Source organism: Blastococcus sp. SYSU DS0828, from assembly GCF_054050975.1.
Window position 1 is genome coordinate 1 of record NZ_JBJHAK010000012.1, and the last position, 25,260, is coordinate 25,260.

The 25,260-nt window shown below is 73.6% G+C and carries 27 protein-coding genes; 18 read left to right on the forward strand and 9 right to left on the reverse strand.

Features of this window, described 5'->3' with window-relative positions:
• The first annotated feature begins 159 nt into the window (after positions 1 to 159).
• From ACI79Q_RS11385 to ACI79Q_RS11465, 17 genes are all read left to right on the forward strand, one after another.
• The gene (locus ACI79Q_RS11385; protein ID WP_456590580.1) at positions 160 to 585 is read left to right on the forward strand and encodes a flagellar hook-length control protein FliK; all 426 of its coding nucleotides are present in this window, start codon (positions 160 to 162) and stop codon (positions 583 to 585) included.
• Between the two features lie 16 nt (positions 586 to 601).
• A complete protein-coding gene (locus ACI79Q_RS11390; protein ID WP_456590579.1) occupies positions 602 to 1,024 on the forward strand; it encodes a flagellar hook assembly protein FlgD in 423 nt (140 codons plus the stop codon).
• Between the two features lie 67 nt (positions 1,025 to 1,091).
• Positions 1,092 to 2,333, forward strand: a complete 1,242-nt coding sequence (locus tag ACI79Q_RS11395; RefSeq protein WP_456614716.1) for a flagellar hook protein FlgE — start codon at positions 1,092 to 1,094, stop codon at positions 2,331 to 2,333.
• 241 nt (positions 2,334 to 2,574) lie between these two features.
• The gene (locus tag ACI79Q_RS11400; protein WP_456598038.1) at positions 2,575 to 2,856 is read left to right on the forward strand and encodes a flagellar FlbD family protein; all 282 of its coding nucleotides are present in this window, start codon (positions 2,575 to 2,577) and stop codon (positions 2,854 to 2,856) included.
• Between the two features lie 3 nt (positions 2,857 to 2,859).
• Complete coding sequence (locus ACI79Q_RS11405) at positions 2,860 to 3,630, forward strand: motility protein A (RefSeq protein ID WP_456590576.1); 771 nt, start codon at positions 2,860 to 2,862, stop codon at positions 3,628 to 3,630.
• 4 nt (positions 3,631 to 3,634) lie between these two features.
• Positions 3,635 to 4,537, forward strand: a complete 903-nt coding sequence (locus ACI79Q_RS11410) for a flagellar motor protein MotB (RefSeq protein ID WP_456614717.1) — start codon at positions 3,635 to 3,637, stop codon at positions 4,535 to 4,537.
• Complete coding sequence (locus ACI79Q_RS11415; RefSeq protein WP_456590574.1) at positions 4,534 to 5,007, forward strand: flagellar basal body-associated FliL family protein; 474 nt, start codon at positions 4,534 to 4,536, stop codon at positions 5,005 to 5,007. Before ACI79Q_RS11410 ends, ACI79Q_RS11415 begins: the two co-directional genes overlap by 4 nt.
• 151 nt (positions 5,008 to 5,158) lie before the next feature.
• Positions 5,159 to 6,136, forward strand: a complete 978-nt coding sequence (locus ACI79Q_RS11420) for a flagellar motor switch protein FliM (protein WP_456612946.1) — start codon at positions 5,159 to 5,161, stop codon at positions 6,134 to 6,136.
• On the forward strand, positions 6,133 to 6,873 hold the full coding sequence (gene fliN / locus ACI79Q_RS11425; RefSeq protein ID WP_456590572.1) for a flagellar motor switch protein FliN: 741 nt from the start codon (positions 6,133 to 6,135) through the stop codon (positions 6,871 to 6,873). The genes ACI79Q_RS11420 and fliN overlap by 4 nt, the downstream gene beginning before the upstream one ends.
• Positions 6,870 to 7,307, forward strand: a complete 438-nt coding sequence (locus ACI79Q_RS11430; protein WP_456590571.1) for a FliO/MopB family protein — start codon at positions 6,870 to 6,872, stop codon at positions 7,305 to 7,307. The genes fliN and ACI79Q_RS11430 overlap by 4 nt, the downstream gene beginning before the upstream one ends.
• Positions 7,304 to 8,149 carry a flagellar type III secretion system pore protein FliP gene (gene fliP, locus ACI79Q_RS11435; RefSeq protein ID WP_456612945.1) on the forward strand — a complete coding sequence of 282 codons (846 nt, stop codon included), beginning with the start codon at positions 7,304 to 7,306 and terminating at the stop codon, positions 8,147 to 8,149. The genes ACI79Q_RS11430 and fliP overlap by 4 nt, the downstream gene beginning before the upstream one ends.
• The gene (gene fliQ, locus ACI79Q_RS11440; RefSeq protein WP_456612944.1) at positions 8,149 to 8,424 is read left to right on the forward strand and encodes a flagellar biosynthesis protein FliQ; all 276 of its coding nucleotides are present in this window, start codon (positions 8,149 to 8,151) and stop codon (positions 8,422 to 8,424) included. The genes fliP and fliQ overlap by 1 nt, the downstream gene beginning before the upstream one ends.
• A gap of 4 nt (positions 8,425 to 8,428) precedes the next feature.
• Positions 8,429 to 9,193 (forward strand): flagellar biosynthetic protein FliR, encoded by a 765-nt coding sequence (fliR, locus tag ACI79Q_RS11445; protein ID WP_456612943.1) that lies wholly within the window; start codon positions 8,429 to 8,431, stop codon positions 9,191 to 9,193.
• A gap of 11 nt (positions 9,194 to 9,204) precedes the next feature.
• A complete protein-coding gene (locus tag ACI79Q_RS11450) occupies positions 9,205 to 10,353 on the forward strand; it encodes an EscU/YscU/HrcU family type III secretion system export apparatus switch protein (protein ID WP_456612942.1) in 1,149 nt (382 codons plus the stop codon).
• 176 nt (positions 10,354 to 10,529) lie between these two features.
• Entirely contained in the window at positions 10,530 to 12,575 is a 2,046-nt protein-coding gene (gene flhA / locus ACI79Q_RS11455) for a flagellar biosynthesis protein FlhA (RefSeq protein WP_456598044.1), read from the forward strand.
• Positions 12,556 to 15,567, forward strand: a complete 3,012-nt coding sequence (locus ACI79Q_RS11460; protein WP_456614718.1) for a hypothetical protein — start codon at positions 12,556 to 12,558, stop codon at positions 15,565 to 15,567. Before flhA ends, ACI79Q_RS11460 begins: the two co-directional genes overlap by 20 nt.
• The gene (locus ACI79Q_RS11465) at positions 15,564 to 15,812 is read left to right on the forward strand and encodes a hypothetical protein (protein ID WP_456598046.1); all 249 of its coding nucleotides are present in this window, start codon (positions 15,564 to 15,566) and stop codon (positions 15,810 to 15,812) included. The genes ACI79Q_RS11460 and ACI79Q_RS11465 overlap by 4 nt, the downstream gene beginning before the upstream one ends.
• Positions 15,813 to 15,885: 73 nt before the next feature.
• Here the strand turns inward: ACI79Q_RS11465 and ACI79Q_RS11470 are convergent, their stop codons facing one another.
• From ACI79Q_RS11470 to ACI79Q_RS11505, 8 genes are all read right to left on the reverse strand, one after another.
• Positions 15,886 to 16,101, reverse strand: coding sequence for a hypothetical protein (locus ACI79Q_RS11470; RefSeq protein WP_456614719.1), 216 nt, complete (start codon positions 16,099 to 16,101; stop codon positions 15,886 to 15,888).
• Complete coding sequence (locus ACI79Q_RS11475; protein WP_456614720.1) at positions 16,077 to 16,820, reverse strand: type IV toxin-antitoxin system AbiEi family antitoxin domain-containing protein; 744 nt, start codon at positions 16,818 to 16,820, stop codon at positions 16,077 to 16,079. The genes ACI79Q_RS11470 and ACI79Q_RS11475 overlap by 25 nt, the downstream gene beginning before the upstream one ends.
• Before the next feature lie 173 nt (positions 16,821 to 16,993).
• Positions 16,994 to 18,289 carry a PhoH family protein gene (locus ACI79Q_RS11480; protein ID WP_456598048.1) on the reverse strand — a complete coding sequence of 432 codons (1,296 nt, stop codon included), beginning with the start codon at positions 18,287 to 18,289 and terminating at the stop codon, positions 16,994 to 16,996.
• Between the two features lie 265 nt (positions 18,290 to 18,554).
• Complete coding sequence (locus tag ACI79Q_RS11485) at positions 18,555 to 19,313, reverse strand: ABC transporter permease (RefSeq protein WP_456590561.1); 759 nt, start codon at positions 19,311 to 19,313, stop codon at positions 18,555 to 18,557.
• Positions 19,310 to 20,305 (reverse strand): ATP-binding cassette domain-containing protein, encoded by a 996-nt coding sequence (locus ACI79Q_RS11490; RefSeq protein WP_456612940.1) that lies wholly within the window; start codon positions 20,303 to 20,305, stop codon positions 19,310 to 19,312. Before ACI79Q_RS11490 ends, ACI79Q_RS11485 begins: the two co-directional genes overlap by 4 nt.
• Positions 20,306 to 20,373: 68 nt before the next feature.
• The gene (locus ACI79Q_RS11495) at positions 20,374 to 20,805 is read right to left on the reverse strand and encodes a hypothetical protein (RefSeq protein WP_456590559.1); all 432 of its coding nucleotides are present in this window, start codon (positions 20,803 to 20,805) and stop codon (positions 20,374 to 20,376) included.
• Between the two features lie 3 nt (positions 20,806 to 20,808).
• Positions 20,809 to 22,026, reverse strand: coding sequence for a DUF885 domain-containing protein (locus ACI79Q_RS11500; protein WP_456590558.1), 1,218 nt, complete (start codon positions 22,024 to 22,026; stop codon positions 20,809 to 20,811).
• Positions 22,027 to 22,049: 23 nt separating this feature from the next.
• Positions 22,050 to 22,829: an isoprenyl transferase gene (locus ACI79Q_RS11505; protein ID WP_456590557.1), complete on the reverse strand. Its 780-nt coding sequence runs from the start codon at positions 22,827 to 22,829 to the stop codon at positions 22,050 to 22,052.
• Positions 22,830 to 22,960: 131 nt separating this feature from the next.
• On the opposite strand from ACI79Q_RS11505, the gene trhA reads away from it, so the two are divergent.
• Positions 22,961 to 23,773 (forward strand): PAQR family membrane homeostasis protein TrhA, encoded by an 813-nt coding sequence (gene trhA, locus ACI79Q_RS11510; protein ID WP_456614721.1) that lies wholly within the window; start codon positions 22,961 to 22,963, stop codon positions 23,771 to 23,773.
• Positions 23,774 to 23,981: 208 nt separating this feature from the next.
• Here trhA and ACI79Q_RS11515 read toward each other — a convergent pair whose 3' ends face one another.
• The gene (locus ACI79Q_RS11515) at positions 23,982 to 25,235 is read right to left on the reverse strand and encodes a geranylgeranyl reductase family protein (protein WP_456590555.1); all 1,254 of its coding nucleotides are present in this window, start codon (positions 25,233 to 25,235) and stop codon (positions 23,982 to 23,984) included.
• Positions 25,236 to 25,260 lie beyond the last annotated feature (25 nt).

Genomic DNA, 25,260 nt, shown 5'->3' on the forward strand with positions numbered 1-25,260 from the left:
CCCCCCCCCCCCCCCCACCCCCCGCCCCCCCCCCCCCCCCCCCCCCCCCCCCCCCCCCCCCCCCCCCCCCCCCCCCCCCCCCCCCCCCCCCCCCCCCCCCCCCCCCCCCCCCCCGGCTCCGGGGCGACGCTGCCGGTCTCCGGTCAGGTGGCCCGGCAGGTGGCGGTGCTCAGCGGGGCGGGCGACGGCTCGCACACGATGACGCTGGTGCTCACCCCCGAGAACCTCGGCCCGGTCGAGGTGAAGGTGACCGTCGGCCAGGGGGGCCTCGACCTCACCTTGCGCGGCGCTCACGAGCTCGGCCGTGCCGCGCTCCTGGACGCCCTTCCCGAGCTCCGCCGCGACCTCGAGTCCGCCGGGCTCAGCCCCTCGCGGGTCGAGGTCGACGCCGACGCCGGTGGCTCCTGGCTGGCGCGGCACGCCGCCGAGCAGCAGGCGCAGCAGGGGCCGGGCGGCCGTTCGCCGGCCTCCGACGGGACCGGCGAACGGTTCCGGTCCGGGCAGCGGACTGCCGATAGCGGGGAGGAGGGGCCGCCCCGCCCCCGCATGCGATCCACGTCGTCCGGCGTGGACGTGCTCGCCTGAGAGAAGGAGTCACCTCATGCCGGACGCAGTCGGCGGTGCCGTCGGCACCACCGCCACCTACAGCGCCACGAACTCCGTGGAGCGTGGGGACCAGATGGGGAAGGACACCTTCCTCAAGCTCCTGGTGGCCCAGATGAAGTACCAGGACCCGAGCAACCCCGCCGACACGAACCAGCTCATGGCCCAGACGGCCACCTTCAGCCAGGTGGAGAAGCTGGAGCAGCTGGCGAAGCAGAACGCCTCGATGCTGGCGCTGCAGCGCTCGAGCAGCGCCGGCGCGATGGTCGGCCAGACGGTGACCTACACCGACGAGAGCGGTGCCGCGCGAACCGGCGTCGTCAGCTCGGTCCGGCTGGGCACCGACACGGCCGAGGCGGTGGCGACCGTGGGCGGTGTCGCGGTGCCGCTCGGCCGGATCACCGACGTCGGCACCCGCTGACCCCCACCACACCCCTGCGCCGACCCGCGCTCCCCCACCCCGAGACCCCACCCGGAGGAGATCCCCGATGCTCCGTTCCATGTTCTCCGCCATCTCCGGTCTGCGTGCACACCAGACCAAGATGGACGTCACCGGCAACAACATCGCCAACGTCAACACCGTCGGCTTCAAGAGCAGCGCCACCGTCTTCCAGGACACGCTGTCCCAGGTCGTGCGCGCCGGTGGCGCCCCGGCCGAGGACCGGGGTGGCACGAACCCCGCCCAGATCGGCCTGGGCGTCAAGCTCGCCGCCGTCACCACGAACTGGACGAACGGGGCGGCCCAGTCGACAGGCCGCTCGACCGACTTCATGATCGAGGGCGACGGCTTCTTCGTCACCACCGGGCCCGGCGGGGAGCAGCTGTACACCCGGGCCGGCTCGTTCGACTTCGACGCGAACGGCCGGCTGGTGACCCCGGACGGGAGCATCCTGCAGGGCTGGGTGGCCGACGCCAACGGCGCCATCAACCCGAACGGCCCGATCGGCGCCCTGACCGTGCCCTACGGCCAGATCGTCAACCCGCGCGCCACCGGGACCGGCACGCTCGAGGGCAACCTCAACGCCGCCGCCCCGATCGGGTCGTTCGTGCAGACCCCGACCACGATGTACGACGCGCAGGGCGTCGCCCAGTCGGTCACCTACACGTTCAACAAGACGGGCGCGGACACCTGGAGCCTGACCGTCCAGAACAACGGCGGCGCGGCGCTCCCGCTGACCAACGCCGACGGCTCCGCCTTCGATGGCACCGTCACCTTCGACACGGCGGGCAGGATGACCGCACCGACCGGCGGGATCAGCTTCGCCCCCGGCGCCGCCGGCTGGCCCGGCCCGGTCGCCGTCGACCTCGGGACGATCAGCCAGTTCGCCGGCTCGAGCGAGGTGACCGCCCCGGAGCAGAACGGCTACGCCCTGGGTTCGCTGCAGTCGTTCCAGCTCTCCAACGACGGCACGATCACCGGCATCTACTCCAACGGGCTGCGCCAGCCGCTGGGCCAGCTCGCGATGGCCGCCTTCAACAACCCCAGCGGACTGGAGAAGGCCGGCAACTCCGCCTTCCGCGTCGGCGACAACTCCGGTGTGGCGATGATCGGTGTCGCCGGGGCCGGCGGCCGGGGCAACCTGGTCTCCGGAGCCCTGGAGATGTCCAACGTCGACCTCTCCGAGGAGTTCACCAGCCTGATCGTGGCCCAGCGCGGCTTCCAGGCGAACAGCCGCGTGATCAGCGCCTCCGACGAGATCCTCCAGGACCTGGTGAACCTGAAGCGCTGATGAAGGACCTTCCTGCCCCCCACGCTTCGCGAGCTCAGCGCGGGGCCCTGCAGGAAGGCCGTTCCAGCATGTGAACCGGGCGGCCCGGTCACCCCTCGGGGTGACCGGGCCGTCGGTCACACGGCTCCCGCCAGCACCTTCGGCTCAAGGACCCCCCGTCCGGAGCCGATGACAGAAGTGCCGTTCCCGCCCGATCCGTGTCCACTTCCCACCCACCCCCACCGAGCAAGAGGTCCGACCCGTGATCCGAGTGACGCGCCTGAACGGCGACCAGTTCGCGCTCAACCCCGACCTGATCGAGAAGGTCGAGGGCCACCCGGACACGGTCGCCTTCCTGGTGGACGGCACGAAGTACGTGGTGCGCGAGAGCGTGGCCGAGGTGCTGCAGGAGATCCGCGAGTACCGCGCCGGCATCCTCGCCCTCTCCTACGAGATGGACCGGGGCGCCTACCGCCCGCACGTCCCCGAGCAGCAGGTCGGCGACTCGTCGGTCGTCCCCTTCCCGACCCGAGAGGAGCGCTGATCCGTGGATCCGGCCACCCTGATCGGGTTCACCATCTCCATCGTCGCCCTGATCGTCTTCATGATCCTCGAAGGCGCCGACCCGACGTCGCTGATCTTCCTGCCGGCGATCATCCTGGTCGTCGTCGCGACCTTCGGCGCGGCGGCGGCCAGCCAGACGATGGACGACCTGAAGAAGGTCGGCAACTGGTTCAAGATGGCCGTGATGCCGGCGAAGGTGCCGCCGCCGACCGACCAGATCCAGACGCTGGTCAGCCTCGCGGAGAAGGCCCGCAAGGAGGGCCTGCTCGCGCTGGAGGCGCAGGTCAAGGCGATCGAGGACCCGTTCCTCAAGCGCGGCCTGCAGATGGGCATCGACGGCACCGACCCCGAGGAGCTGCGCGCCGTCCTGGAGAGCGAGATCTCGGCGAAGAAGGCCGAGGACAAGGTCGCCGCCAAGTTCATGAACAACATGGGCGGCTACGCGCCGACCATCGGCATCCTGGGCTGCATCGTCGGCCTGATGAACGTCATGGGGAACCTGAACAACCCGGAGACGCTCGGCCCGATGGTCGCTGCGGCGTTCATCGCCACGCTGTGGGGCGTCATGGCCGCCAACTTCTGGTTCCTGCCGATGGGCGCCAAGATCCTCCGGGTCAGCGAGCTGCAGGCCGCGCAGATGGAGCTGCTCGTCGAGGGCATCGCCGAGATCCAGGCCGGCACGAGCCCGCGGGCCGTCCGGCTCAAGCTGACCTCGCTCGTGCCGCCGGGCTCGGTGGCCAAGGAAGCGGCGTGACCTCGTGAGCACCGGTCACGGCCGCCGCCGCGGCAAGAAGCACGAGGAGCACGAGGAGCACGAGAACCACGAACGGTGGCTGGTGTCGGGCTTCGACATGATGACGCTGCTGTTCGTGCTGTTCGTGGTGCTCTTCGCGATGAGCAAGGTGGACGAGCAGAAGTTCGCCGCCCTGGCCAAGGGCATGGCCGAGAGCTTCGGCGGGCCGATCACCGTGCAGCCGGGCCCGACGCCGGAGGGGTCGGTGCTCGACGGGCTCCCCGGCGTGGTGGACATCGCCTCCGCCATCCCGCCGGACCCGACGGTCCAGCAGGCCCAGATCGACAAGGCCGCCGCCCAGGCCGCCGCCGACCGGGCCGAGCGCATCGCCGCCGAGGCGAAGGCCGCCTACGACGAGCTGGCGGCCGCCCGTCAGAAGATCGAGGCCGCGCTGGCCGCGGCCGGCCACGCCGGTGCCGCGCGCTACGAGATCGACGAGCGCGGCCTCGTCGTGCACATCGTCGCCGACCAGGTGCTCTTCGACGCCGAGGAGGCCGCGCTCCGACCGGAGGGCCGCGCCATCCTGGGCGCCATCGCACCCACCCTCACCGGGCTGCCCAACGCGCTCGGCGTCGAGGGGCACGCCAACCACCTCCCGGTGACCCGCGGCGGCCCGTGGCCGTCGAACTGGGAGCTCTCGGCCACCCGGGCGACCACGGTCGTGCGGTACCTGGCCACGGACGGGGTCCCGCAGGCACGCCTGTCGGCCACCGGCTACTCCTCGACCCGGCCACTGGTGCCCGAGTCCGACCCCAACGCCCTCACCGTCAACCGACGGGTCGACGTCGTCGTCCTGTCCAGCGCCTCGGCGGAGGCCAACGCCCTCCTGCCCGGGCTCGACGCCGCCCACCATGGAGTGACCGAATGAGCAAGAAGGACAAGAACGCCCCCGCCGACGGCGAGGAGACCGAGGGCTCCGGCGGGAAGAAGAAGCTCTTCCTGATCCTGGCCGTCGTGCTGCTCGCCGGGGCCGGCGCTGCCTACTTCTTCCTCTTCGCCGGCTCGGGCAAGGCCGAGGCCGCGGCACCGGAGCACGGCGGCTACACCGCTCTGGAGCCGATCGCGGTGAACCTGGCCGGTGGGGGCTACCTGAAGATCGGCATCACGCTCGACTACACCGCGGCGGCCGCCGGCGGCGGCCACGGCGCTGGGGGGGTCGACGGCGCCAAGGCCTACGACGCGATCATCTCCACGTTCTCGCAGGCCAACCCGGCCGACGTGACCGGCGCCCGGGACGCGCTGAAGGAGTCGCTCGAGCAGAAGATCATCGAGGCCTACACGGAGCACGACGTACCGATGGTCATGGGCATCTACTACACGGAGTACGTGACCCAGTAGCGCCCGCGCGACCACGCAGGGGTGCCCTCCGATCACGGAGGGCACCCCTGTCGTGCATCAGCCGCACCACCCGTCACGCGCTCCCCGGCCGCCACGGGCTCCCGGTGGCACCCGGTCAGGGTGCTGCCGGTCCCCGCCGATGAGGGGTTGCGTGACCACCCCCGAGACCGGACCGGCCCCGGCCGCCGCGCCGGCCCCGGCTCCGACCTCCGCCGCCTCGAGCGGCCGCAGCCGCCGCGGGGCGCCGCGCACCTACGACTTCCGCCGCCCGACGAAGCTCTCCCGCGAGCACGTGCGGGTCATGCAGATCGCGCAGGAGGCCTTCGCCCGGCAGGCGACGACCATCCTCACCACGTTCCTCCGGGCCGGTGCGCGCATGGAGCTCGGTGGCATCGAGCAGTTCTCCTACGACGACTACGTCGGGACGCTGCCCAACCCCACCTTCATGTCGACGTTCACCCTGGAGCCGCTCGCCGGGAAGGGCCTGCTGGCCTTCCCCCTCGACATCGCCATGGCGATGGTCGACCACATGCTGGGCGGCTCCGGCAGCGCCGATCAGCCCAACCGGCCGATGACGGCGATGGAGACCACCATCACCAACCACCTGCTCGACCGGCTGCTCGACGAGTTCGCGACCTCGCTGGCGTCCGTCACCGAGCTCCAGCCGGTGCTGGTCGGCCGGGAGTACAACCCGCAGCTCGCCCAGGCCGCCGCCGGCTCGGACACCGTCATGGTGGCCAGCTACTCGCTACAGGTCGGCAGCCGCGAGGGCGAGGCCACCGTCGTGCTGCCCTTCTCCTCCTTCGCCCAGGCCCTGAACAACGCGGCCTCCCCGCAGCTGTCGGAGTCCGCGCTGCGCAAGCGCCAGCGAGCCCGCGAGGCGCTGATCGACCGGCTGAACCTGGTCCCGGTGGACGTCAGCGTCCGGTTCGCCCCGCTCACCGTCTCCTCCTCCGACCTGCTCTCCCTCGCCGTCGACGACGTGCTGCTGCTCCGCCATCCCCGGGACAGCCCGCTGGAGGTCACCACCAACGACGTGACGTTCGCCTACGCGATTGCCAGCAACCACCGGCGACGACTGGCTGCCTCGATCGTCCCCACCCCGCACGCCGCGAAGGACTCCGCATGACCGCGCCCCGCACCGACTCGCAGGACTCCCAGACCGTCACGGCGGTCGTCGCCGCGGCCGCCCGTGCCGCCGCCGACCTGATCCCCTCGTCCTCGGTGCTGACCGCCGGCGCCCCCGTGAGCGATCCCGACACCGTCCCGCTGCCCCCGGCGGCCGCGGTCGCGGTCACCGCCGGCCTCTCCGGCGAGGTCTCCGGCGACGTCGTGCTGGTGCTCTCCAGCGACGTCGTCGACGCCCTGCAGAACTCCCCCGTGGGTCAGATGGACGTCTCCGCGGCCCTGCGCCCGGCCCTCGAGGCCGCCGCGGCCACCCTCGGCCGCGTGCGCGTGGCCTCCGAGCGCACCGAGGAGCCCGTCGCCGCCCTCGACGGGCTGCGCGACAAGGGCATGTTCGTCGCCGTCCCGCTGCTGGCCGACGGCGAGCACCAGGCCACCCTCGCGCTGCAGGTCACGCTGCCCGCCGCCCGCGAGCAGCGCGGCAGCCTCGAGCTCCTGCGGCACGTGGCCATGGAGGTCACCGTCGAGATCGGCCGTACCCGGATGACGGTGCAGGAGCTGCTGTCTCTGCACCCGGGCGAGGTCGTCGAGCTCGACCGCGCCGCCAGCGCGCCGGCCGACCTGCTGGTCAACGGCACGCTGATCGCCCGCGGCGAGGTGGTCGTCGTCGACGAGGACTTCGGCCTCCGGATCAGCGAGATCGTCACCGACGCCGCCGAGCTGGGGGCCCAGGCCTCATGACGTGGATGATCATCCGGCTGTTCCTGTCCCTCGCCCTGATCGGCGGCGTGCTCTGGTTCGCCGCCCGGCTGGCGAAGAAGAAGGGCCTGGGCCAGGGCAACGGCCTCATCGAGGTGCTCGCCCGGCAGCGGATGGGCCGCACCAGCACCGTCAACGTGGTGCGCATCGCCGACGTCGTCCTGGTCGTCGGGGCCACCGAGGAGCACGTCACCCTGCTCGCCGAGGTCGACGCCGAGGCCGTCGACGCAGCGCTGCGCGAGCGCCGGGCCCCGGGCGGACCCCGGACCGCGGACGGCCCGGGCGAGGGCACGCCCGCGATCCCGGTCCAGGCGGCCCGCTCCGGGGACGGCGTCCTCGCCGGCTCCGTCCTGGACCGCAACGGCTGGGGCACGCTGGTCGACGAACTGCGCGAGCGGACGGTCCGGCGGACATGACGACCGCGCTGTGCGCGCTGCCCTCCCCGGGCAGCCGGCGGGCACGACGCCGCGCCCTCGTGGTCCTGCTGTCCCTGCTGGTCGCCACGGTGGCGGCGGTCCTGCTGGCGGGTCCGGCCGCGGCCGTCCCGACGGCACCCACGGAGCCGACGGCGCCGGTGGCGCCCGAGGTCGGTGGTGCCGTGGACATCTCGATCGGCAACGGCTCCCCCAGCAACTCGATCACGCTGATTCTGGCGATCACGGTGCTGTCGGTCGCCCCGTCGGTGCTCCTGCTCGCCACCTCGTTCACCAAGATCGTCGTGGTGCTGGGGCTCACCCGGAACGCGCTCGGCATGGCCACGTCGCCGCCGAACCAGGTGCTGACCGGTATCGCGCTGTTCCTGACGCTGTTCGTGATGGGCCCGGTGTTCTCCGACATCAACGAGCTCGCCGTCCAGCCCTACATGGACGGGACGATGTCGGTCTCCCAGGCCTACGACGCGGGCGTGGGGCCGCTGCGCGAGTTCCTGCTGGCCAACACCCGCGAGGACGAGCTGAAGCTGATGATCGGGCTCTCCGGCGAGGAGGCCCCGGCGGACGCGGCCGCGGTCAGCATGACCACGCTCATCCCCGCGTTCGTCCTCTCGGAGCTGAAGAGCGCCTTCATCATCGGGCTGGTCATCTTCATCCCGTTCCTGGTGCTCGACATGCTCGTCAGCGCCGCGCTCATGTCGCTCGGCATGATGATGGTCCCGCCGACCATCGTGTCCCTGCCGTTCAAGCTGCTGCTCTTCGTCGTCGTCGACGGCTGGGCGCTGATCACCACCGCGCTGGTGGGTTCCTACGGGGGGGCTGGCTGATGTCGGACGCCGACGTCACGGAGATCGCGGCGCAGACCATGATGCTCGCCGCCAAGGTCGCCGCGCCCTTCCTGATCACCGCCCTGCTGGTCGGCTTCCTGATCTCGCTGTTCCAGGCGGCCACCCAGATCCAGGAGGCCACGCTCTCCTTCGTCCCGAAGATGATCGCCGTCTCGATCGCCCTGCTGGTCACCGGGAACTGGGTGCTCTCCGAGATGGTCAGCTTCACGCACGCCCTGTTCGACCAGCTGCCGGCGTTGCTCGACCGGACGTAGCGCCGTGGACCTCTCGGTCCCGGCGGTCACGCTCGCGGCCCTGCTCCTCGGCACGGCGCGGGCCGCCGGCTTCATCCTGCTCGCCCCGCCGTTCAACTCCCGGGTGATCCCCGGTCCGGTCAAGGGCGCCCTCGCCCTGGCGCTCGCGGTGCTGCTGTCGACCCAGATCGCCCCCACCCTGCCCGAGCCGACCGCCGGCTTCCTGGTGGTCACCGCCGTGACCGAGGTGGTCATCGGCGCGGCGCTCGGGTTCGTCGTCCAGGTGCTGTTCACGGCGGTGCAGATGGCCGGCGACATCCTCGACGTCACCGGCGGCTTCGCCCTGCAGCCGGGCTACGACCCGCTGTCGATGTCGCAGAACGGCTCGCTGGGCAAGCTGCACTACCTGCTGGCCACCACGCTGCTGTTCACCAGCGGCGGCCACCTGCTGATGGTCAAGGGGTTCGCCACCTCCTACGAGGGGCTTCCCGTGGGCGGGGACGTGCCGACCGACCAGCTCGCGGCCGTCCTCGTCACCGCGTTCTCGATGATGTTCCTCGCCGCCCTGCAGATCGCCGGCCCCATGGTCGCCGTGCTGCTGCTCGCCGACGTCGCGCTCGCGCTGCTGAGCCGCGCCGCCCCGGCGCTCAACGTCTTCTCGCTCGGCTTCCCGGTGAAGATCATGCTCACCCTGGCGATGCTGGGGCTGACGTTCCCCTTGCTGCCACCGGCCCTGGACTCGCTGCTCGAGCACGGTGTGCGGGCGATGACCTCGCTACGCGGCGGCTGAGGGGGTGACGCATGGCCAAGGACGGACCGGGTGGTGAGAAGACCGAGAAGCCCACTCCCCAGCGCCTGAAGAAGGCGCGCAAGGAGGGGCAGATCCCCCGGACCCAGGAGCTGGGCACCTGGCTGGGAGTGGCGGCGGCGAGCTTCCTGCTGCCGATGCTCGTGGGCAACGCCTTCGACACGGTGCGGCAGTTGTTCGTGCACGTCGGCGCAGTGGCCAGGAACCCCGAGGTCACCACGGTCACCGCGCTGCTGGGTACGGCGCTGGTGGCCTTCCTGACGACGCTGCTGCCGACCGCGATCGCCCTCATGCTCGTCGGCGTCGCCTCCTCGGCGGCCCAGGGCGGGGTGCGTTTCGCCGGCAAACCGATGAAGCCGACGCTGAAGAAGTTCAACCCCCTCCCGGCGTTCAAGCGCATGTTCGGTACCCAGGGGCTGTGGGAGGTGTCCAAGGCGCTGATCAAGACCGCGGCCCTGGGCACGGTCGTGATCGTCACCAGCGAGCGGGCCCAGACGCTGGTGTCCTCCGCGGGTGCGCTGCCGCTCTCGGCGGTCGCCGCCACCTTCACCGACTCGGCCGTCCTGATGTTCCGGGTCGTCGCCGTCACCGGCCTGGTCATCGCGGTCGCCGACTTCGTCGTCGTCCGGACCAAGATGCTGAAGCAGCTCAAGATGAGCAAGTACGAGATCACCCAGGAGCACAAGCAGGCCGAGGGCGACCCGTACATGAAGGCGCACCGCCGCGGGGTGCAGATGTCGATGTCCCGCAACCGGATGATGGCCGAGGTGGCCGACGCCGACGTCCTCCTGGTCAACCCCACCCACGTCGCCGTCGCGCTCAAGTACGACGCCGCCAAGGGCGCACCCCGCGTGGTGGCGAAGGGCGCCGGCGAGGTGGCGGCGAAGCTGCGCGAACGGGCCACCGAGGCGCGCGTGCCGATGGTCCAGGACGTCCCGCTGGCGCGGGCGCTGCACGCCTCCTGCGAGCTGGGGCAGGAGGTCCCCCCGCAGCTGTTCACCGCCGTCGCCCGCGTGCTGGCCTTCGTCATGCACCTGGGTGCACGCGGCGTGCGCGGCGGGTTCCACCGTCCCGGGTTCGAGGCACCGGACACGACGGATCTGCCCAAGGCCGGCCGGCGCCGCCCCACCGTCGCCGCCTGAACGATGGTGATCAGGTCACCTGATCATTCCGGGTCCTGGCTCAGCGTCGACCGTGAGCCAGGACCCCCCCAGCGGTGAGCCAGGAGCGGTGGCCATGGGGAGGTACCGGCTGCGTGCCGGCCTGCCGATGAGGGAGGGGTGAGCCAGCGTCTGTCCCCCGCCCCCGGAGCGGGCGAGTGAAGGGCCTGGGCAAGGCCGCCGTCCCGATCGGCGTCGTCTCGATCGTGCTCATGCTGGTGGTGCCGCTGCCCGCCGCGATGATGGACATGCTGATCGGGCTGAACCTCGCGATCTCGCTGCTCGTCCTCCTCGTCGCGATGCAGATCAGGAAGCCGCTGGACTTCGCCGTCTTCCCGTCGCTGCTGCTCATCGCGACGCTGTTCCGGCTGGCCCTCAACGTCTCCTCCACCCGGCTGGTGCTCACCGACGGCTACGCCGGGAAGGTGATCGAGGCGTTCGGCCACATCGTCATCGGCGGCTCGCTGGTCGTCGGTCTGGTGATCTTCCTGATCCTCACGATCGTGCAGTTCGTGGTGATCACGAACGGTGCCGGTCGCGTTGCCGAGGTCGGCGCCCGCTTCACCCTCGACGCCATGCCGGGCAAGCAGATGGCGATCGACGCGGACCTCAACGCCGGGCTGATCAACGAGGCCCAGGCACGCAAGCGCCGCCACGAGGTCACCGCCGAGGCCGACTTCTACGGCTCCATGGACGGCGCGTCGAAGTTCGTCAAGGGCGACGCCATCGCCGGCATCGTGGTGACGCTGGTCAACCTCATCGGCGGCTTCGCCATCGGCATGATGCAGCGCGGCCTCACCCCGGCCGAGTCGGTCAGCACCTACTCGCTGCTGACCGTCGGCGACGGGCTCGTCTCGATGATCCCCGCGCTCCTGATGTCGACCGCCACCGGCATCATCGTGACCCGGTCGGCCAGCGAGGGCGACATGGGCACCGACCTGATCGCCCAGCTCGGCCGGTTCCAGCAGCCGGTGCGCATCGCCGGCGGCGCCGCCCTGGCCCTGTGCCTGATCCCGGGACTGCCCAAGCTGCCGTTCCTGCTCGTCGGTGCGCTGTTCCTCTTCCTGGCCACCCGCCTGACCGACGAGCCGGAGATCGACGAGGACGCCGAGGCAGCCGCGGCGGCCGCCGAGCTGGAACCCGCCCCGGACTCCCCCGAGGCGATCGCCGAGCGGATGCGGGTCGACCCGCTGGAGCTCGAGGTGGCCTTCGACCTGGTCGACCTGGTCGACACCGCGCGCGGCGGCGACCTGCTGGACCGGGTGAAGGCCCTGCGCCGGAAGGTCGCCATGGAGACCGGTCTGGTCATCCCGCTGGTGCGCACCCGGGACAACCTCGACCTGCCCTCCTCGCAGTACGTCATCTGGCTCAACGGCGTGCCGGTCGCCAAGGGCAGCTCCCCCGCCGGGACGGTGCTCGCCATCGGCGACGCGCTGGACGGGCTCCCCGGCAAGCCGACCCGCGAGCCGGTGTTCGGGCTCGCCGCCAAGTGGGTGCCCGCGGAGCTGCAGCGGGCCGCCGAGATGGCCGGGGCGACCGTGGTCGACCGCTCATCGGTCATCACCACCCACCTGGCGGAGGTCGTCCGGCAGAACGCTGCGGACCTGCTCGGGCGGGAGGACGTCCGCCTCCTCGTGGAGATGGTGCGCCGCTCCCACCCGGTCGTCGTGGAGGAGCTGACCCCGGCGCTGCTCACCCTGGGAGAGGTGCAACGCGTGTTGCATGCGTTGCTCGCCGAGGGTGTGTCGATCCGCGACCTGGTGCGCATCTTCGAGGCACTCTCTGTACGTGCCAAGCACTCGACCGAACTCGACGGACTGGTCGAGGCCACCCGGTCGGCACTGGGCTCGGCGATCAGCCAGCCCTACGTCACGCCGGACGAGCGGCTGCACGTGCTCACGCTGGAGCCCGGGTTCGAGCAGCGGCTGCTCGAGGCGGTCCGCCAGACCGAGATGGGCGCCGTCCTCGCCCTCGACGCCGGCGCGGTGGACGCCCTCGTCCACGGCTGCAGCGGCATGCTCGAGGAGGCCGAGCGGCAGGGCCTGTCCCCCGTCCTCGTCTGCTCGCCTCAGGTCCGCGCGGCGCTCGCGCGGCTGATGCGCCAGATCCTGCCCCGGCTGCCGGTCATCTCCTACGCGGAGGTGTCCCGGACGGCCCAGATCGAGTCGCTGGGAGTGGTGAGCGGTGCCGTTGCGATCCGTTGAGGCCGCCACGCGCGACGACGCGATCGCGGCCGCGCGCGAGCAGTTCGGGCCGCACGTCCGGGTCGTCGGGGTCCGGCGGGTCCGCTCCGGCGGGGTGCTGGGCTTCTTCGCCACCGAGCGGTACGTCGCCGAGGTGGCGCCCGACCAGTTCGTCCGCCCCGGCGCCCCCTCGCCGTCGACGGGCCCCACGCAGGCCACCCCCGTCGCCGCGTACGACTCCCCGCTGGCCTCGGCTGCTCCGGCCCGCGCCCGCACGACAGCCCCTGCCCGCAACGGCGCCGCCGCCTGGGCCGCGGAGGCCACGCGCCAGGCACCGGTGGAGCCGGTGACGTCCGGGGCCTCCTCCTGGCCCACCACGCCCGCTGCGCCCGCCGCGCCTGCTGCGGCCGCCGCGCCCGCTGCGCCCGCGGACGACGAGCGGATCGACGAGCTGGCCGGCCTGCTGGGCGGTTCGCCCGCCGGTACCGGCACTCCCGCCACCCCCGCAGCCCCCTCCACCGGGTACGGGCGGTCGTCGGCGTCCCGGGCCACCTTCCCGAAGGCGACGCGCGGAGCCGCGTCCACCCCGCGCACGCAGACGGCTCCGTCGCCGGCGAAGCAGCCGACCGCCGCCCGCGACGACGCGGAGGCCGCGCCCTCCCCGTTCACGGCGGCACTGGCCCGCATGGTCTCCGGGGATCGCGACGTGCGCCAGGCCGTCGAGGAAGCGCTGGCGCAGCCGGCGGAGCTCCACCCGGCCGCACAGGATCCGGTTCCGTTCACCGCCGAAGCCCCCGGCACGCCGGCGCCCCGCTCGTCCCTGGCCGCGGCCATTCGTTCAGCAGACCCGTCGACGCGGTCCCAGGCCGTGCACCAGGAGGAGTTCACGGTGAGAGATCAGGCCACCGCGCCGCCCTCCACGTCCACGACCGGAGCCGACGGCCTGCCCACCTGGGCGGCCCCTTCGCCGGAGCCCGCCGCGCCGGCGCCGTCCGCGCGGCAGGAGGAGATCGCGGAGGCGCTGCGGGACGCCCTGGCCCAGGGCCACTCGGACGAGGCCCTCGCCGGGATCCTGCGCAAGATGCTGGCCGGGGACTCCCCGCGGGAGGCGTTGACCGAGCCGGTCCAGGCCGAGCCCGTGCTGCCTGCGCTCGACCTCCCGGGTGCCGGTGACGCCTTCCTGCCGGAGCCGGTCACCACCACGCCCGAGCTGGTCGACCACGAGCCGGGCCGCAGCGAGCTCCCCGTCGTCGAGCCCGACCCCCTCGACACCCCGCTGTTCGCCTCGGTCGGCGAGCAGCCGGTCACCTCGTCGCCGCCCACGCCGGCACTCGTCGTGCCGGAGCCCGTCGGCGCCGTGTCGTCGTTCCCCCTCTTCGACGACCCCCTCCCGCCGGCGGCGCCCGCACCGACCTCCGCCGACCTCGGCTGGGGCAGCTCCGCCGCCGACACCGCGCTGTGGGGTGAGCCGGTCCTCGCTCGTCCCGTCGGCACCGACTCGCCCATCTGGGCCGACGTGCTGGGCGGGGCTCCCACGTCGCCGGCTCCGCTCGAGGTGGCCACGGTCGCCGGGGAGGCCGCGCTCGTCGTCGAGGACGGCGGTGCCGCGGTCGTCGACGAGTCACCGGTGCCGGCCGTCGAGGACGACTGGGTCCCGTTCGCCGTGGCCGAGGACGCCGTGGAGCTGCCCGCGGAGACCGCCGCGGAGGTCGTCGCCGAGGCCTCGCCCGCCGAGGCGACCGTGGCCGAGGAGGTCGTCGCCGCGGACGCGGTCGCCGAGGACGCCATCGCCGCGGACGCCACCGCCGCGGAAGCTCTCGGCGAGGAAGCCATCGCCGCGGACACGGTCGCCGAGGAGGTCGTCGCCGAGGAGGCCATCGCCGCGGACGCCGTCGCCGAGGAGGTGGCCGCCGCGGACGCCGTCGCCGAGGAGCCGCTGCTCGCCCGGACCGCCAGCGACCCCGCCCCGCTCACCCTGTCGTCGGACGCCACGACGGTCATGCCGCGGGTGTCCCTGCTGCCGCCGCTGCCCGGCGCGCGGGGTCGTGGGCTGCCCCCCGTGCCGCCGGCGTCGGGCCGCCCGGCGGTCCCCCCGTCACGCCCCGCCGCAGCCGGCCCGCGCGACGCCGCTGCCCGGGAGGCCGAGGGGACCCAGGCCGCACCCCGCACCCTGGCGACCGTCACGCGCCTCCCGGTGGGTCCCCTCATGGGCGACGACCACCCGGAGCTGGCCGGTATCGACGAGGACGCCGTTGTCCACCGGCCGGTTCCCGCCGCGCGGGCCGCCGACGTCCCCGCCGCCCCGGCGCCGTCGCGGCGGACCGGGCTCAGCCCCGCCGGCCCGCGCGAGATCGTCGCCCGGCTAAGCGAGCTGGGCCTGCCCCAGGACCTGCTGGCGGCGGATTTCGCCGGCCGGATCGAGGCGGAGGGCACCTACGCGGCGCTGACCCGCGTGCTGGCCGCGCGGCTGCCCGAGGCGCCGGAGCTCCCCACCGGAGCCGGTGAGGTGCTGTTCGTCGTGGGGCCCGGTGTCGAGGCGCTCCGCGCCGCGCGCGCGCTCGCCGTCTCCCTGCGGCTGGACCCCGACCGCGTGCAGTGGGCGACCCGCGGCGACCTCGCCGGACTCGCCCCCAAGGGCAGCCGGGTGACCACGGTCGACGCGGCCATCGACCGTCAGCACGAGGCGACCGACGTCGGCATGCTGACGATCGTCGCCGTGGACGCGCCGCTCCGCAGCGACTTCTACTGGATGTCGCAGATGCTGGCGATCTGGTCGCCGGCGTCGGTCTGGGCCGTCGCCGAGGCGACCCGCAAGCCCGAGGACCTCGAGGTGTGGCTCGGCGGGCTGCCCCGCGTCGACGCCCTCGTCGTGCAGGACACCGACCTCAGCGCCGACCCGGCGGCCGTGCTGCAGCGGCTGACCGTCCCCGTGGCCCTCCTCGACGGCGCCCGCGCGACCCCGCACCGCTGGGCCTCGCTGCTCTGCGAGCGCCTGGACAGCCCGCAGACATGAGCCCGTTCCGCTGGGACGTCCTGCTCGTCGGGCTCGTGCTGGCCGTCCCCGTGCTCGCGCTCGGCCTGCGCGGGGACTTCACGACCGAGGACATGGTGAACCGGCTGCCGTGGTGCCTGGCCGCCGGCTGGGTCGTCGTCGCGCTGGTCCGCGCCGTCGTCACACCACCCAAGCCCGCGCCCGAGGGCCGGCGACGGCCCGCCGCCCGGGCGACGCCGACGGAGGAGCCGGCCGACGCCGCCTGACCGGCTCCGGGGTCGAACTCCCGCTGTGCGAGCCGTGCCGGAGCCCACAGCGGGTGCCGCACCAGCGGAGCGGTCACCCGGCTCGCCGCTGGGCCCGCTCCACCGCCCGGCGCACCTTCGCGGCGAGGCGGTGCGGCACGGACAGCTCTGCCCACACCCAGCGGACGACGTGCCAGCCCTCGTCCCGGATAGCGTCCTCGCGGCGCTTCTCGGCGAAGACGGCGTCGCCGGGGTCCTGCCCCGGCCGCAGCAGCCGGCCGTACTTCACCCGCCCGTCGAACTCTCCCACCAGGAGGGCCCCTCCCAGGCGAAATCGGTGCGGGCGACCAGGTCCCCGCCGGCGGAGAGGACCTCGAACTGCAGCGCCGAGGGAGCCGGCTGCCAGCGCTGGAGGATCACCCGGCTGCGGCTCTCCCCGACGCTCTCGCTGCGGGCGTCCGCCGCAGCGACGGCTCGCGCCGCGCTCCGCGTCCCGGGAGCTCCGACGATGTCGAACAGCCGCGCGCGGAGCTCGTCGTAGGTCACGAGCCCCCGGTGCAGCGCGGCGTCGAGGGCGACCACGGCCGCCTCGTACCGCAGGGAGCGGGCGAGGTCGAGCAGGGTGCGGACGCGATCGGTGACCGGCACGCCGCCGACCCGGACCACCTCGTCGTCGCGGATGCGCGCCACGTGACAGCACAACACCCGGCTGCGGTCGGTCCACGAGCCCGGCGGCCGGGTGATGTGCACCCGGTCGAGCGCGACGTCCCACAGCGGGAGCCCGTGCAGCACGGCCGCCGACTGGTGGCTCACGACCGCCGGGCGGCGGAGCAGCGCCACGGTGGCCTCGACCAGGAGCGCGTGCTGCGCGGCCGGACCGGCGGGGAGGACGGCGTCCACGTAGGCCCCTCGGCGCAGCCGGCTCAGCTCCCCGGAGCGGACGGCCCGGGCCAGCTCGCCGTCGGACCAGCCCTCGGTCAGGGCGTCCCGGCGGAGACGGACGGGCGGGTGGAAGTGCGGGTCGGTCATCCTCCGACCGTCCGACGCGGCCCGCCCGGGTGACCAGGCCCGCGCCGGTCCGGTGGACGACGGCGGCGCCTGTGGACGCCCCGCTCCGGGGGTGTTCCCGCTGCTCCCGGGCCGTTGCAGAACCCGTGCAGCGGGAAGAACCACCCCCAGAGCGGCCGACGCGGCTGCTCAGGTCAGAGCGGCAGGTCCTCCAGCATCTCGGTCACCAGCGCCGCGATGGGCGAGCGCTCGGAACGGGTGAGCGTCACGTGCGCGAACAGCACGTGCCCCTTCAGCTTCTCGATGACCGCGGTGACGCCGTCGTGCCGGCCCACCCGCAGGTTGTCCCGCTGGGCGACGTCATGGGTGAGCACCACGCGGGAGTTGCTGCCCAGACGCGACAGCACGGTGAGCAGCACGCCCCGCTCCAGCGACTGCGCCTCGTCGACGATCACGAAGGAGTCGTGCAGCGAGCGGCCGCGGATGTGGGTGAGGGGCAGCACCTCGATCAGCTCCCGCGCGGCGATCTCCTCGAGCACCTCGCGGGACACCAGCGCGCCCAGGGTGTCGTAGACGGCCTGGGCCCAGGGCGACATCTTCTCGCCCTCGCCGCCCGGCAGGTACCCCAGCTCCTGACCGCCGACGGCGTACAGCGGCCGGAAGATGACCACCTTCTTGTGCGCCCGCCGCTCCAGCACCGACTCCAGCCCCGCGCACAGGGCCAGCGCCGACTTGCCGGTGCCGGCCCGACCACCGAGGGACACGATGCCGATCGCCGGATCCAGCAGCAGGTCCAGCGCGACCCGCTGCTCGGCCGAGCGCCCGTGCAGCCCGAAGGCCTCCCGGTCGCCCCGCACCAGCCGCACCTGCTTGTCCGGCGTGACCCGGCCGAGGGCCGAGCCGCGCGAGGAGAGCAGGACCAGACCGGTGTGGGTGGGCAGCTCGGCGGCGGCCGGCAGGAAGACCTCGCCGTCCTCGTACAGCACGTCGAGCTCGGCGTCCTCCACCGACACCTCGGCCATCCCGGTCCAGCCGGCGTCCACCGCGTCGAGCACGCGGTACTCGTCGGCGTCCAGCCCGACGGCCGCGGCCTTGACGCGCAGCGGCACGTCCTTGGTGACCAGGCAGACGTCCCGGCCCTCCGCCCGCAGGTTCAGCGCGACCACCATGATCCGGCTGTCGTTGCTGTCGTTCCGGAAACCGGCCGGGAGCACCGCGGGGTCGCTGTGGTTCAGCTCGACGTGCAGCGTGCCGCCGCTCTCCCCCACCGGCACCGGCGCGTCGAGCCTGCCGTGGGTGACCCGCAGGTCGTCGAGGATGCGCAGCGCCTGGCGGGCGAACCAGCCGAGCTCGGGGTGGTTGCGCTTGTCCTCCAGCTCCCCGATGACGACGAGGGGCAGCACCACGTCGGCGTCGCCGAAGCGCAGCAGCGCGCCCGGGTCGGACAGCAGGACGGAGGTGTCGAGGACGAACGTACGGCGAGTGGTCACGAGTCGGCTCCCGTGAGGCGACGCCCCGGTGACGAGGCGCACCCCTGCTCGAAGGTGGCCGGGCCCCGGCGCAGGAGCCGGGGACCGGCCCCTCTGGACGACGAACGCAGTCGCACCAACCGGGCCTCCCGTGGACGGCGAGGGGAGCTCGCCGTCCACTGCGGACGCTATGCCCGGGGGGTGACATCCACGTGACGTGCACCCCACGAGAAGGAGTGGATGTCACCCGGAGGCCTCATCCGTCGCAGCCGTCCCGCACGGACCGTCAGCTCGACTCGCGACGGAACCTGCGGACCCCGAACGCCCAGCCGAGGACCGCGAGCAACACCGTCATCGCGACCCCCCACCACGCGGTCGAGGTGCCGTACCCGCCCACGAAGAACTCACGGGCCGCCTCGACCACGTGCTTGAACGGGTTCACGTCGCTGACCGCCTGCAGCCACCCGGGCGCCAGGCTCATCGGCAGCAGGATGCCCGACAGCAGCACGAGCGGGAAGACGACAGCGTTGAGCAGCGGTGCGAACGCGTCCTCGCTCTTCAGCGTGAGCGCCAGGGCGTAGGAGACCGCCGCCAGCGCCGCACCGAGCAGGGCGACGACCAGCAGGGTGAGGACGACGCCGAGCACCGGCGCCCGCAACCCGAGCGGGATGGACACCAGCACCAGCAGCGCTCCCTGCGTCAGCAGGACGACGACGTCGCGCAGCACCCGGCCGAGGAGGAGGGCGGTGCGGCTGGCCGGGGTGACCCGCTGGCTCTCGATCACCCCCGCCCGCCACTCGGCGATCAGCCCGAAGCCCACGAACAGCGCCCCGAACATGCCCAGCTGCACGAGGATGCCGGGCACGAAGATCTGGTAGGCGTCGCCCGGACCCAGCTGACCGGCCAGCGGCTCGAGCAGCGGCCCGAACAGCAGGATGTAGAGGATCGGCTGCATCAGGCTGATCACCAGCCAGGCGGGGTTGCGCAGCGACATCCGCATGGCGCGGGCGAACACGGTTCCGGTGTCGCGCAGGAGGGTGTTCATCGCCCGGCCACCGCCGGAGCGGGGGGTGACGCCGGCGCGGCGCCGGACTCGCGCAGGGACCGGCCGGTCAGGCCGAGGAAGACGTCGTCGAGGCTGGGCCGGCGGCTCTCGATGCCGCTGACGGGGACGTCCGCGGCGTCCAGGGCCCGCACCAGCTCGACCAGCGCACGACCTCCGTGCGACACCCGGCCCACGACCCGGTCGGCGAGCAGCTGCGGCTGCTCGGCCCCCGGCAGTGCCTCGACCAGGCGGGCGACCTCCGCGGCCTGCTCCGGGCGCTCCACCATCACGGTGAGCACGTCGCCGCCCACCTGCGACTTCAGCTGGTCGGGAGTGCCCTCGGCGACGATCGCCCCGTGGTCGATGACGAGGATCCGGTCGCAGAGCGCGTCGGCCTCGTCCAGGTAGTGGGTGGTCAGGAAGACCGTCGTCCCGCGCTCCTCGCGCAGCCCGCGGATGTGCTGCCACAGGTTGGCCCGCGCCTGCGGGTCCAGCCCGGTCGTCGGCTCGTCGAGGAAGACGAGCTCCGGCACGTGGATCAACCCGACCGCGATGTCGAGGCGGCGGCGCTGGCCGCCCGACATGGCCTTGGGCTGGCGCTCCCAGAGCCCGTCGAGGTCGAGTTCGGCGAAGAGCCGCTGCCCGCGCTCGGTCGCCTCGGCGGTGCTCATGCCGTAGAGGCGGGCGTGGTCGACGACCTCTTCCCCGGCCCGCGCCTCCGGGGCGGTCGAGCCGCTCTGCGAGACGTACCCGATGCGGCGGCGGACCCCGACCGGGTCGGCCCGCAGGTCGCAGCCGGCCACGGTGGCGGTGCCCGCGGTGGGCTCCAGGAGCGTCGTCAGCATGCGCAGCGTCGTCGTCTTCCCGGCCCCGTTCGGGCCGAGGAAGCCGACGATCTCACCGGGGGCGACGTCCAGGTCGACCCCGACGACGGCGTGGACCTCCTGCTTGCGCTTGCGGAACGTGCGGGCGAGGCCGCGGGCGTGGATCACGCGCGAAAGCATCCCTCCGCCCGCCGACAGCTTCCACCGGTTTCGCCGACGGCGTCAGCGCCGACCCCTCACCGCCACCGGTCTGTGCCGTCGGACCGGCGGCGCAGCGCGGGACGCTCCACGGTGTCGGTGCGCTCGCCCGGCGGGGGCCACCGTCCCGCGTCCCGCGGTCGACCGTCCTCGGCCCACGGGTCGTCGGCCCGACCGTCCTCCGCCCACCTGTCGTCGACCCACCGGTCCTCGGCCTCCTCGTCGTGGGCCCACCTGTCCTCGGCCCACTCTTCGGCCGATCGACCGGGGCGCCGGGAACCCGCACCGCCGGCCCGCGACGCCCGCCGGGGCCGCAGGGCGACCAGCGCCCACAGGGCCGGGACCACCAGCACCGGCCACTGCACCGCGGGGTCGCCGAACCGGAGCATGCCGGCCACCAGCAGCAGGGCCAGCCAGCCCGCGGTCCACAGCCCCAGGAACCGCGCCTGCGCCGGGGAGCGGGCTGCCACGGGTCAGGCGGCCGGGATCTCGGCGGCGATCCGCTGCGGGGTCAGCGGCTCGTCGAGCAGACGGAGGAAGCGGTCGGCGACCGGCTGGTCCGCCGGGCGGGCGGCCAGCCACCGCGTCAGGAGGTCGAACCCCTCGACGTAGGTGGAGATGTATGCCCGCCACAGCGGGTCGGTGAGGAAGCGGATCTGCTGCCGCGCACGCTCGGGGCTCACCAGCGCCCACCGCTGCAGGTAGGCCGCCACCTCGTCGGCCCCGGCGCCCCGGTCGTGCAGCAGCACCGCGGCGTCCTGACGGACCCGGTTGAGCGGCGCGGCCGCCACCGCGATCCGCTCGGCCAGGTCGCCGTCGAACCGCAGACCGAGGTCGCCGAGGATCTCCGCCGACCAGCTCCCCCAGCCCTCCCCGATCGCCGCCGGGACGCCGAGGTCGGCGAGCCCCTCGGCCATGAGGCACTCGGGGGTGTTGACCAGGAAGACCGTGTGCTCGATCCGGCCGGCCCGCTCGACGAGCCCCTGCTCCTTGCGGCAGTGCTCGGTGTGGTGCCCGGGATAGGACTCGTGCGCCACCAGGTGCGCGAGCTGGGAGAGCCGGTGCGGCAGATCGGCGTTGATCGCGACGCGGGAGCGGTAGCCGCCCTCGTAGTAGTTGAACCCCGACCACGGCTTGTCGGTGACCACCTCGTAGCGGACCGTCTCGACCTCCGGGAGGCCGTACCGGCCACGCACCCGGTCGCGCAGCGCGCTGGACAGCGCCTGCACCGCGCTCTCCAGCCGGTCCGGCGGGCACTCCTCCCGACGCCGGTGCGCCGCGTACCGCTCCGCGAGCGACCCGTCGCCGGGCAGCAGGGCGTCCAGCTCGGTGTGTGCGGCGGCGTAGGCGGCCTCGTCCCCCAGCTCGACGTCGACCTGGAAGTAGGCGCGCACCTCCTCGACGAAGCCGACCGGCTCGCCGCTCATCTTCCGCGCGCTGCACTCCAGACCGGTCAGCTGCCCGCGCAGGAAGGACGTGCGCTCCTCGGGGAGCCCGGCGGCGTCCAGCTCGCGCTGCAGCTCCCGCGCGCGGTCGCGCAGCTGCCGCGGCGTGGGCGCCGGCTCGTCCTGCACCTGCGCGCGGATCCGGGGATCGCCGGTGTAGGCGTCGACGAAGCCGGCCTCCAGGCGGTCGAAGCGCAGCCCCAGCCGCACGTACTCCAGGGCGACGTCGAGAGCTCCCGCGGTCATGGCGGCCAGTCTCCCAGCCACCGTCACCCGCCGAAGCGGCGGTGCCGGGCCGAGTAGTCCCGCAGCGCCCGCAGGAAGTCGACGCGGCGGAAGTCGGGCCAGTAGACGTCGGTGAAGTGGAACTCGGCGTTGGCCGTCTGCCACAGCAGGAACCCCGACATGCGCTGCTCGCCGCTGGTGCGGATGACCAGGTCCGGGTCGGGCTGACCACGCGTGTACAGGTGCTCGGCGATGTGCTCGACGTCGAGCACCTCCACCAGCTCCTCCAGCGAGGTGCCGCGGGTGGCGTGCTCGGCCAGCAGCGAGCGCACCGCATCGGCGATCTCCCGCCGCCCGCCGTACCCGACCGCCAGGTTGACCGTCGCCCCGGGGCGGTCACAGGTGTCCCGCTCGGCCTGCTCGAGCACGGCGACCGTGCGCGCCGGCAGCACCTCCGGCGCCCCCATGCTGCGCACCCGCCAGCGCCGCCCCGGCCGGGACAGGTCGACGGCGACGTCCTCGATGATGGCCAGCAGCGCGTTGAGCTCGGATTCGGGCCGGCGCAGGTTGTCGGTGGAGAGCATGAACAGGGTGACCACCTGCACGCCGGCGTCGTCGCACCAGCCGAGCAGGTCGGCGATCTTCGCCGCGCCCCGGCGGTGCCCGTGCGCGACGTCCTCCAGCCCGATGGCGCGCGCCCACCGCCGGTTGCCGTCCATGATCACGCCCACGTGCCTCGGCACGTCCGCGCCTTCCAGCGCCCGCGCCAGGCGCCGCTCGTAGACCTGGATGAGTGCGTCACGGACCCGCCGGCGCACCCCCACGACGGTCACCCTAGTGACAAGGACCCCGCCCTACTCGCCACTCGCAGGCACGCGGCGAGCCACGGGTCACGGCCGCGCACGTCACAGCCGCCCCGGATGACGCCGCACCGGCCCCTCCGTAACCTCAGAGCATGAGCGTCCCTCCCAGCGATCGCACGTCCGTACGGGTGGAGGCCGACGGGGCGGAGCTGGAGGCCCCGGCCGAGCAGGCGGTCGCCGCCGTCGCCTCGGAGGGCCAGCAGGTCGAGCAGGCGTGGACCGCCGAGGACTTCGCCGACGACGACTGGGAGCACCCCGACACCCGGCCGCGCGCCCGCGGCTGGATCCACCTCTTCTCGTTCTTCGGCGCGATCGTCGCCGGTGCGGTGCTCATCCCGCTGGCCTCGGTCCAGGGCGCCCGCGCCGGGTGGTCGGTGACGGTCTACTGCCTCACCATCTGCGGGCTGTTCGGTATCAGCGCGCTCTACCACCGCCGTCGCTGGTCACCGCGCGGCTGGAAGATCATGAAGCGGCTCGACCACTCCATGATCTTCCTGTTCATCGCCGGCACCTACACGCCGTTCGCGCTGCTCGCCGTCGACCAGCCCACCGGCTTCTGGGTGCTCGGCGGGGTGTGGGCCGGCGCGCTGGCCGGCGTCACGCTCAAGATGAGCTGGCCGACGGCGCCGCGCTGGGTGGGCGTACCGCTCTACATCGGCCTGGGCTGGGTCGCGCTCTTCGTCCTCACCGACATCCTGCACATCGCCGGGGTCGCCTCGATGGTCCTGCTCGCCGTCGGCGGGGTGCTCTACACCGTGGGCGGCGTCGCCTACGCCGTGAAGCGCCCCAACCCGTGGCCGGGGACGTTCGGCTACCACGAGGTCTTCCACGCGATGACGGTCGTCGCGGCGCTCTGCCACTACATCGCCGTCTACTTCGCGGTGTTCAATTCCCCTTTCGTCTGAGTGATCTGTCGTCCTCCGGACGACACCGCGGCCAGGTGCCGTCCCGGCTCGCGCTGATCCCTGCCCGTCGCTTCTCGGGGACCCTCCGGGCCCCTCTCGGCACGACGCGGCGTTGCCGCGGTTCCCTCCTCCGCTCAGGTCACGTCCACCTTCGGGGATCCCTCCGGGACCCCGCTCAGGTGGACCGCGGCTGCGCCGCGACCCGTGGTCAGGAGAAGGGTGGACGGTCGTCCAGCCGGACCGAGAGCTTCCCGGCCGTGCGCCAGGCCCGGGCGACCGCGTCGCGGTCCTCGTCGGTGACCAGGTTGCCCATGACGCGCAGCGCCACCGTCATCAGCGGCCGTGAGCGCATGCCGACCGGGCCGGCCAGGGGCAGGAACCGGGGGACGGTGAGCAGCCCGGCCAGCCGCCGGGCGATGGAGAAGGCCTCGCCGTAGTGCCGCCGCAGGGTCGCCGGCCACGCCGCCGTCCAGTCGTCCTCGCCGAGCAGCCCGGCCAGGGTCCGGCCGGTCTCCAGGCCGTAGTCGATGCCCTCCCCGTTGAGCGGGTTCACGCAGCCCGCCGCGTCGCCCACGAGCGCCCAGTTGCGGCCGGCCACGCCGGACACCGCACCCCCCATGGGCAGCAGCGCGGAGGTCACGTCCCGGACCTTCCCGTCCAGCTGCCACTCCCCGCGCCGGGTCTCTGCGTAGAACTCCAGCAAGGACTTCAGCTGCACCCCGGCCGGCCGGCGCGCGGTCGCCAGCGTGCCCACCCCCAGGTTGACCTCGCCGGCCTCCCGGCCCAGTGGGAACACCCAGCCGTAGCCCGAGAGCAGCTCCCCCTCGGTGCCGCGCAGCTCCAGGTGCGAGCTGATCCACTCGTCGTCGCTGCGACCGGAGCGCACGTAGCTGCGTGCGGCCACCCCGTACGCGGTGTCGCGGTGCCACTCCCGGCCCAGCACCCGGCCCAGGGGTGAGCGGACGCCGTCGGCGACGACCAGCCGCCGGCAGGCGATCGTCGTCGTCCCGCCGTCGGCGTCCTCGAAGACGACCGCGCGCACCCGGTCCCCGTCGCGCCCGACGTCGACGGCCCGGGCTCCGTCGACCGGCGTCGCACCGGCGTCGAGCGCGACCTGCCGGATGCGCGCGTCCAGTTCGGTCCGGGGCACGGCGCTGCCGTGGTCCGGGAGCGCACCGCCCGGCCAGGGCAGCTGCCACTCGCGGCCGAACCCGGCGGCGCGCAGGCCGCGGTTGCGGGCCTTCGACCGCGCCCAGTCCCCCAGCCCCAGCTGGTCCAGCTCGGCGACCGCGCGCGGGGTCAGGCCGTCGCCGCAGGTCTTGTCCCGGGGGAACACCGCGGCGTCGGCCAGCACCACGTCGTGGCCGGCACGGGCCGCCCACGCAGCGGCAGCGGAGCCCGCCGGGCCGGCGCCCACCACGAGGACGTCGGTGGCGGCGGGAGCGGCGGCACTGGCTGGCACGCCGCCCAGTGTCCCCGAGCAGGTG

Bases quoted from the DNA above. Each gene is read 5' to 3' on its own strand.
- ACI79Q_RS11415 (WP_456590574.1), top strand. From the start codon at position 4,534: ATGAGCAAGAAGGACAAGAACGCCCCCGCCGACGGCGAGGAGACCGAG.
- ACI79Q_RS11395 (WP_456614716.1), top strand. From the start codon at position 1,092: ATGCTCCGTTCCATGTTCTCCGCCATCTCCGGTCTGCGTGCACACCAG.
- ACI79Q_RS11430 (WP_456590571.1), top strand. From the start codon at position 6,870: ATGACGTGGATGATCATCCGGCTGTTCCTGTCCCTCGCCCTGATCGGC.
- ACI79Q_RS11475 (WP_456614720.1), bottom strand. From the start codon at position 16,820: ATGACCGACCCGCACTTCCACCCGCCCGTCCGTCTCCGCCGGGACGCC.
- ACI79Q_RS11450 (WP_456612942.1), top strand. From the start codon at position 9,205: ATGGCCAAGGACGGACCGGGTGGTGAGAAGACCGAGAAGCCCACTCCC.
- ACI79Q_RS11485 (WP_456590561.1), bottom strand. From the start codon at position 19,313: ATGAACACCCTCCTGCGCGACACCGGAACCGTGTTCGCCCGCGCCATG.
- ACI79Q_RS11390 (WP_456590579.1), top strand. From the start codon at position 602: ATGCCGGACGCAGTCGGCGGTGCCGTCGGCACCACCGCCACCTACAGC.
- fliQ (WP_456612944.1), top strand. From the start codon at position 8,149: ATGTCGGACGCCGACGTCACGGAGATCGCGGCGCAGACCATGATGCTC.
- fliP (WP_456612945.1), top strand. From the start codon at position 7,304: ATGACGACCGCGCTGTGCGCGCTGCCCTCCCCGGGCAGCCGGCGGGCA.
- ACI79Q_RS11465 (WP_456598046.1), top strand. From the start codon at position 15,564: ATGAGCCCGTTCCGCTGGGACGTCCTGCTCGTCGGGCTCGTGCTGGCC.
- trhA (WP_456614721.1), top strand. From the start codon at position 22,961: ATGAGCGTCCCTCCCAGCGATCGCACGTCCGTACGGGTGGAGGCCGAC.
- fliN (WP_456590572.1), top strand. From the start codon at position 6,133: ATGACCGCGCCCCGCACCGACTCGCAGGACTCCCAGACCGTCACGGCG.
- ACI79Q_RS11500 (WP_456590558.1), bottom strand. From the start codon at position 22,026: ATGACCGCGGGAGCTCTCGACGTCGCCCTGGAGTACGTGCGGCTGGGG.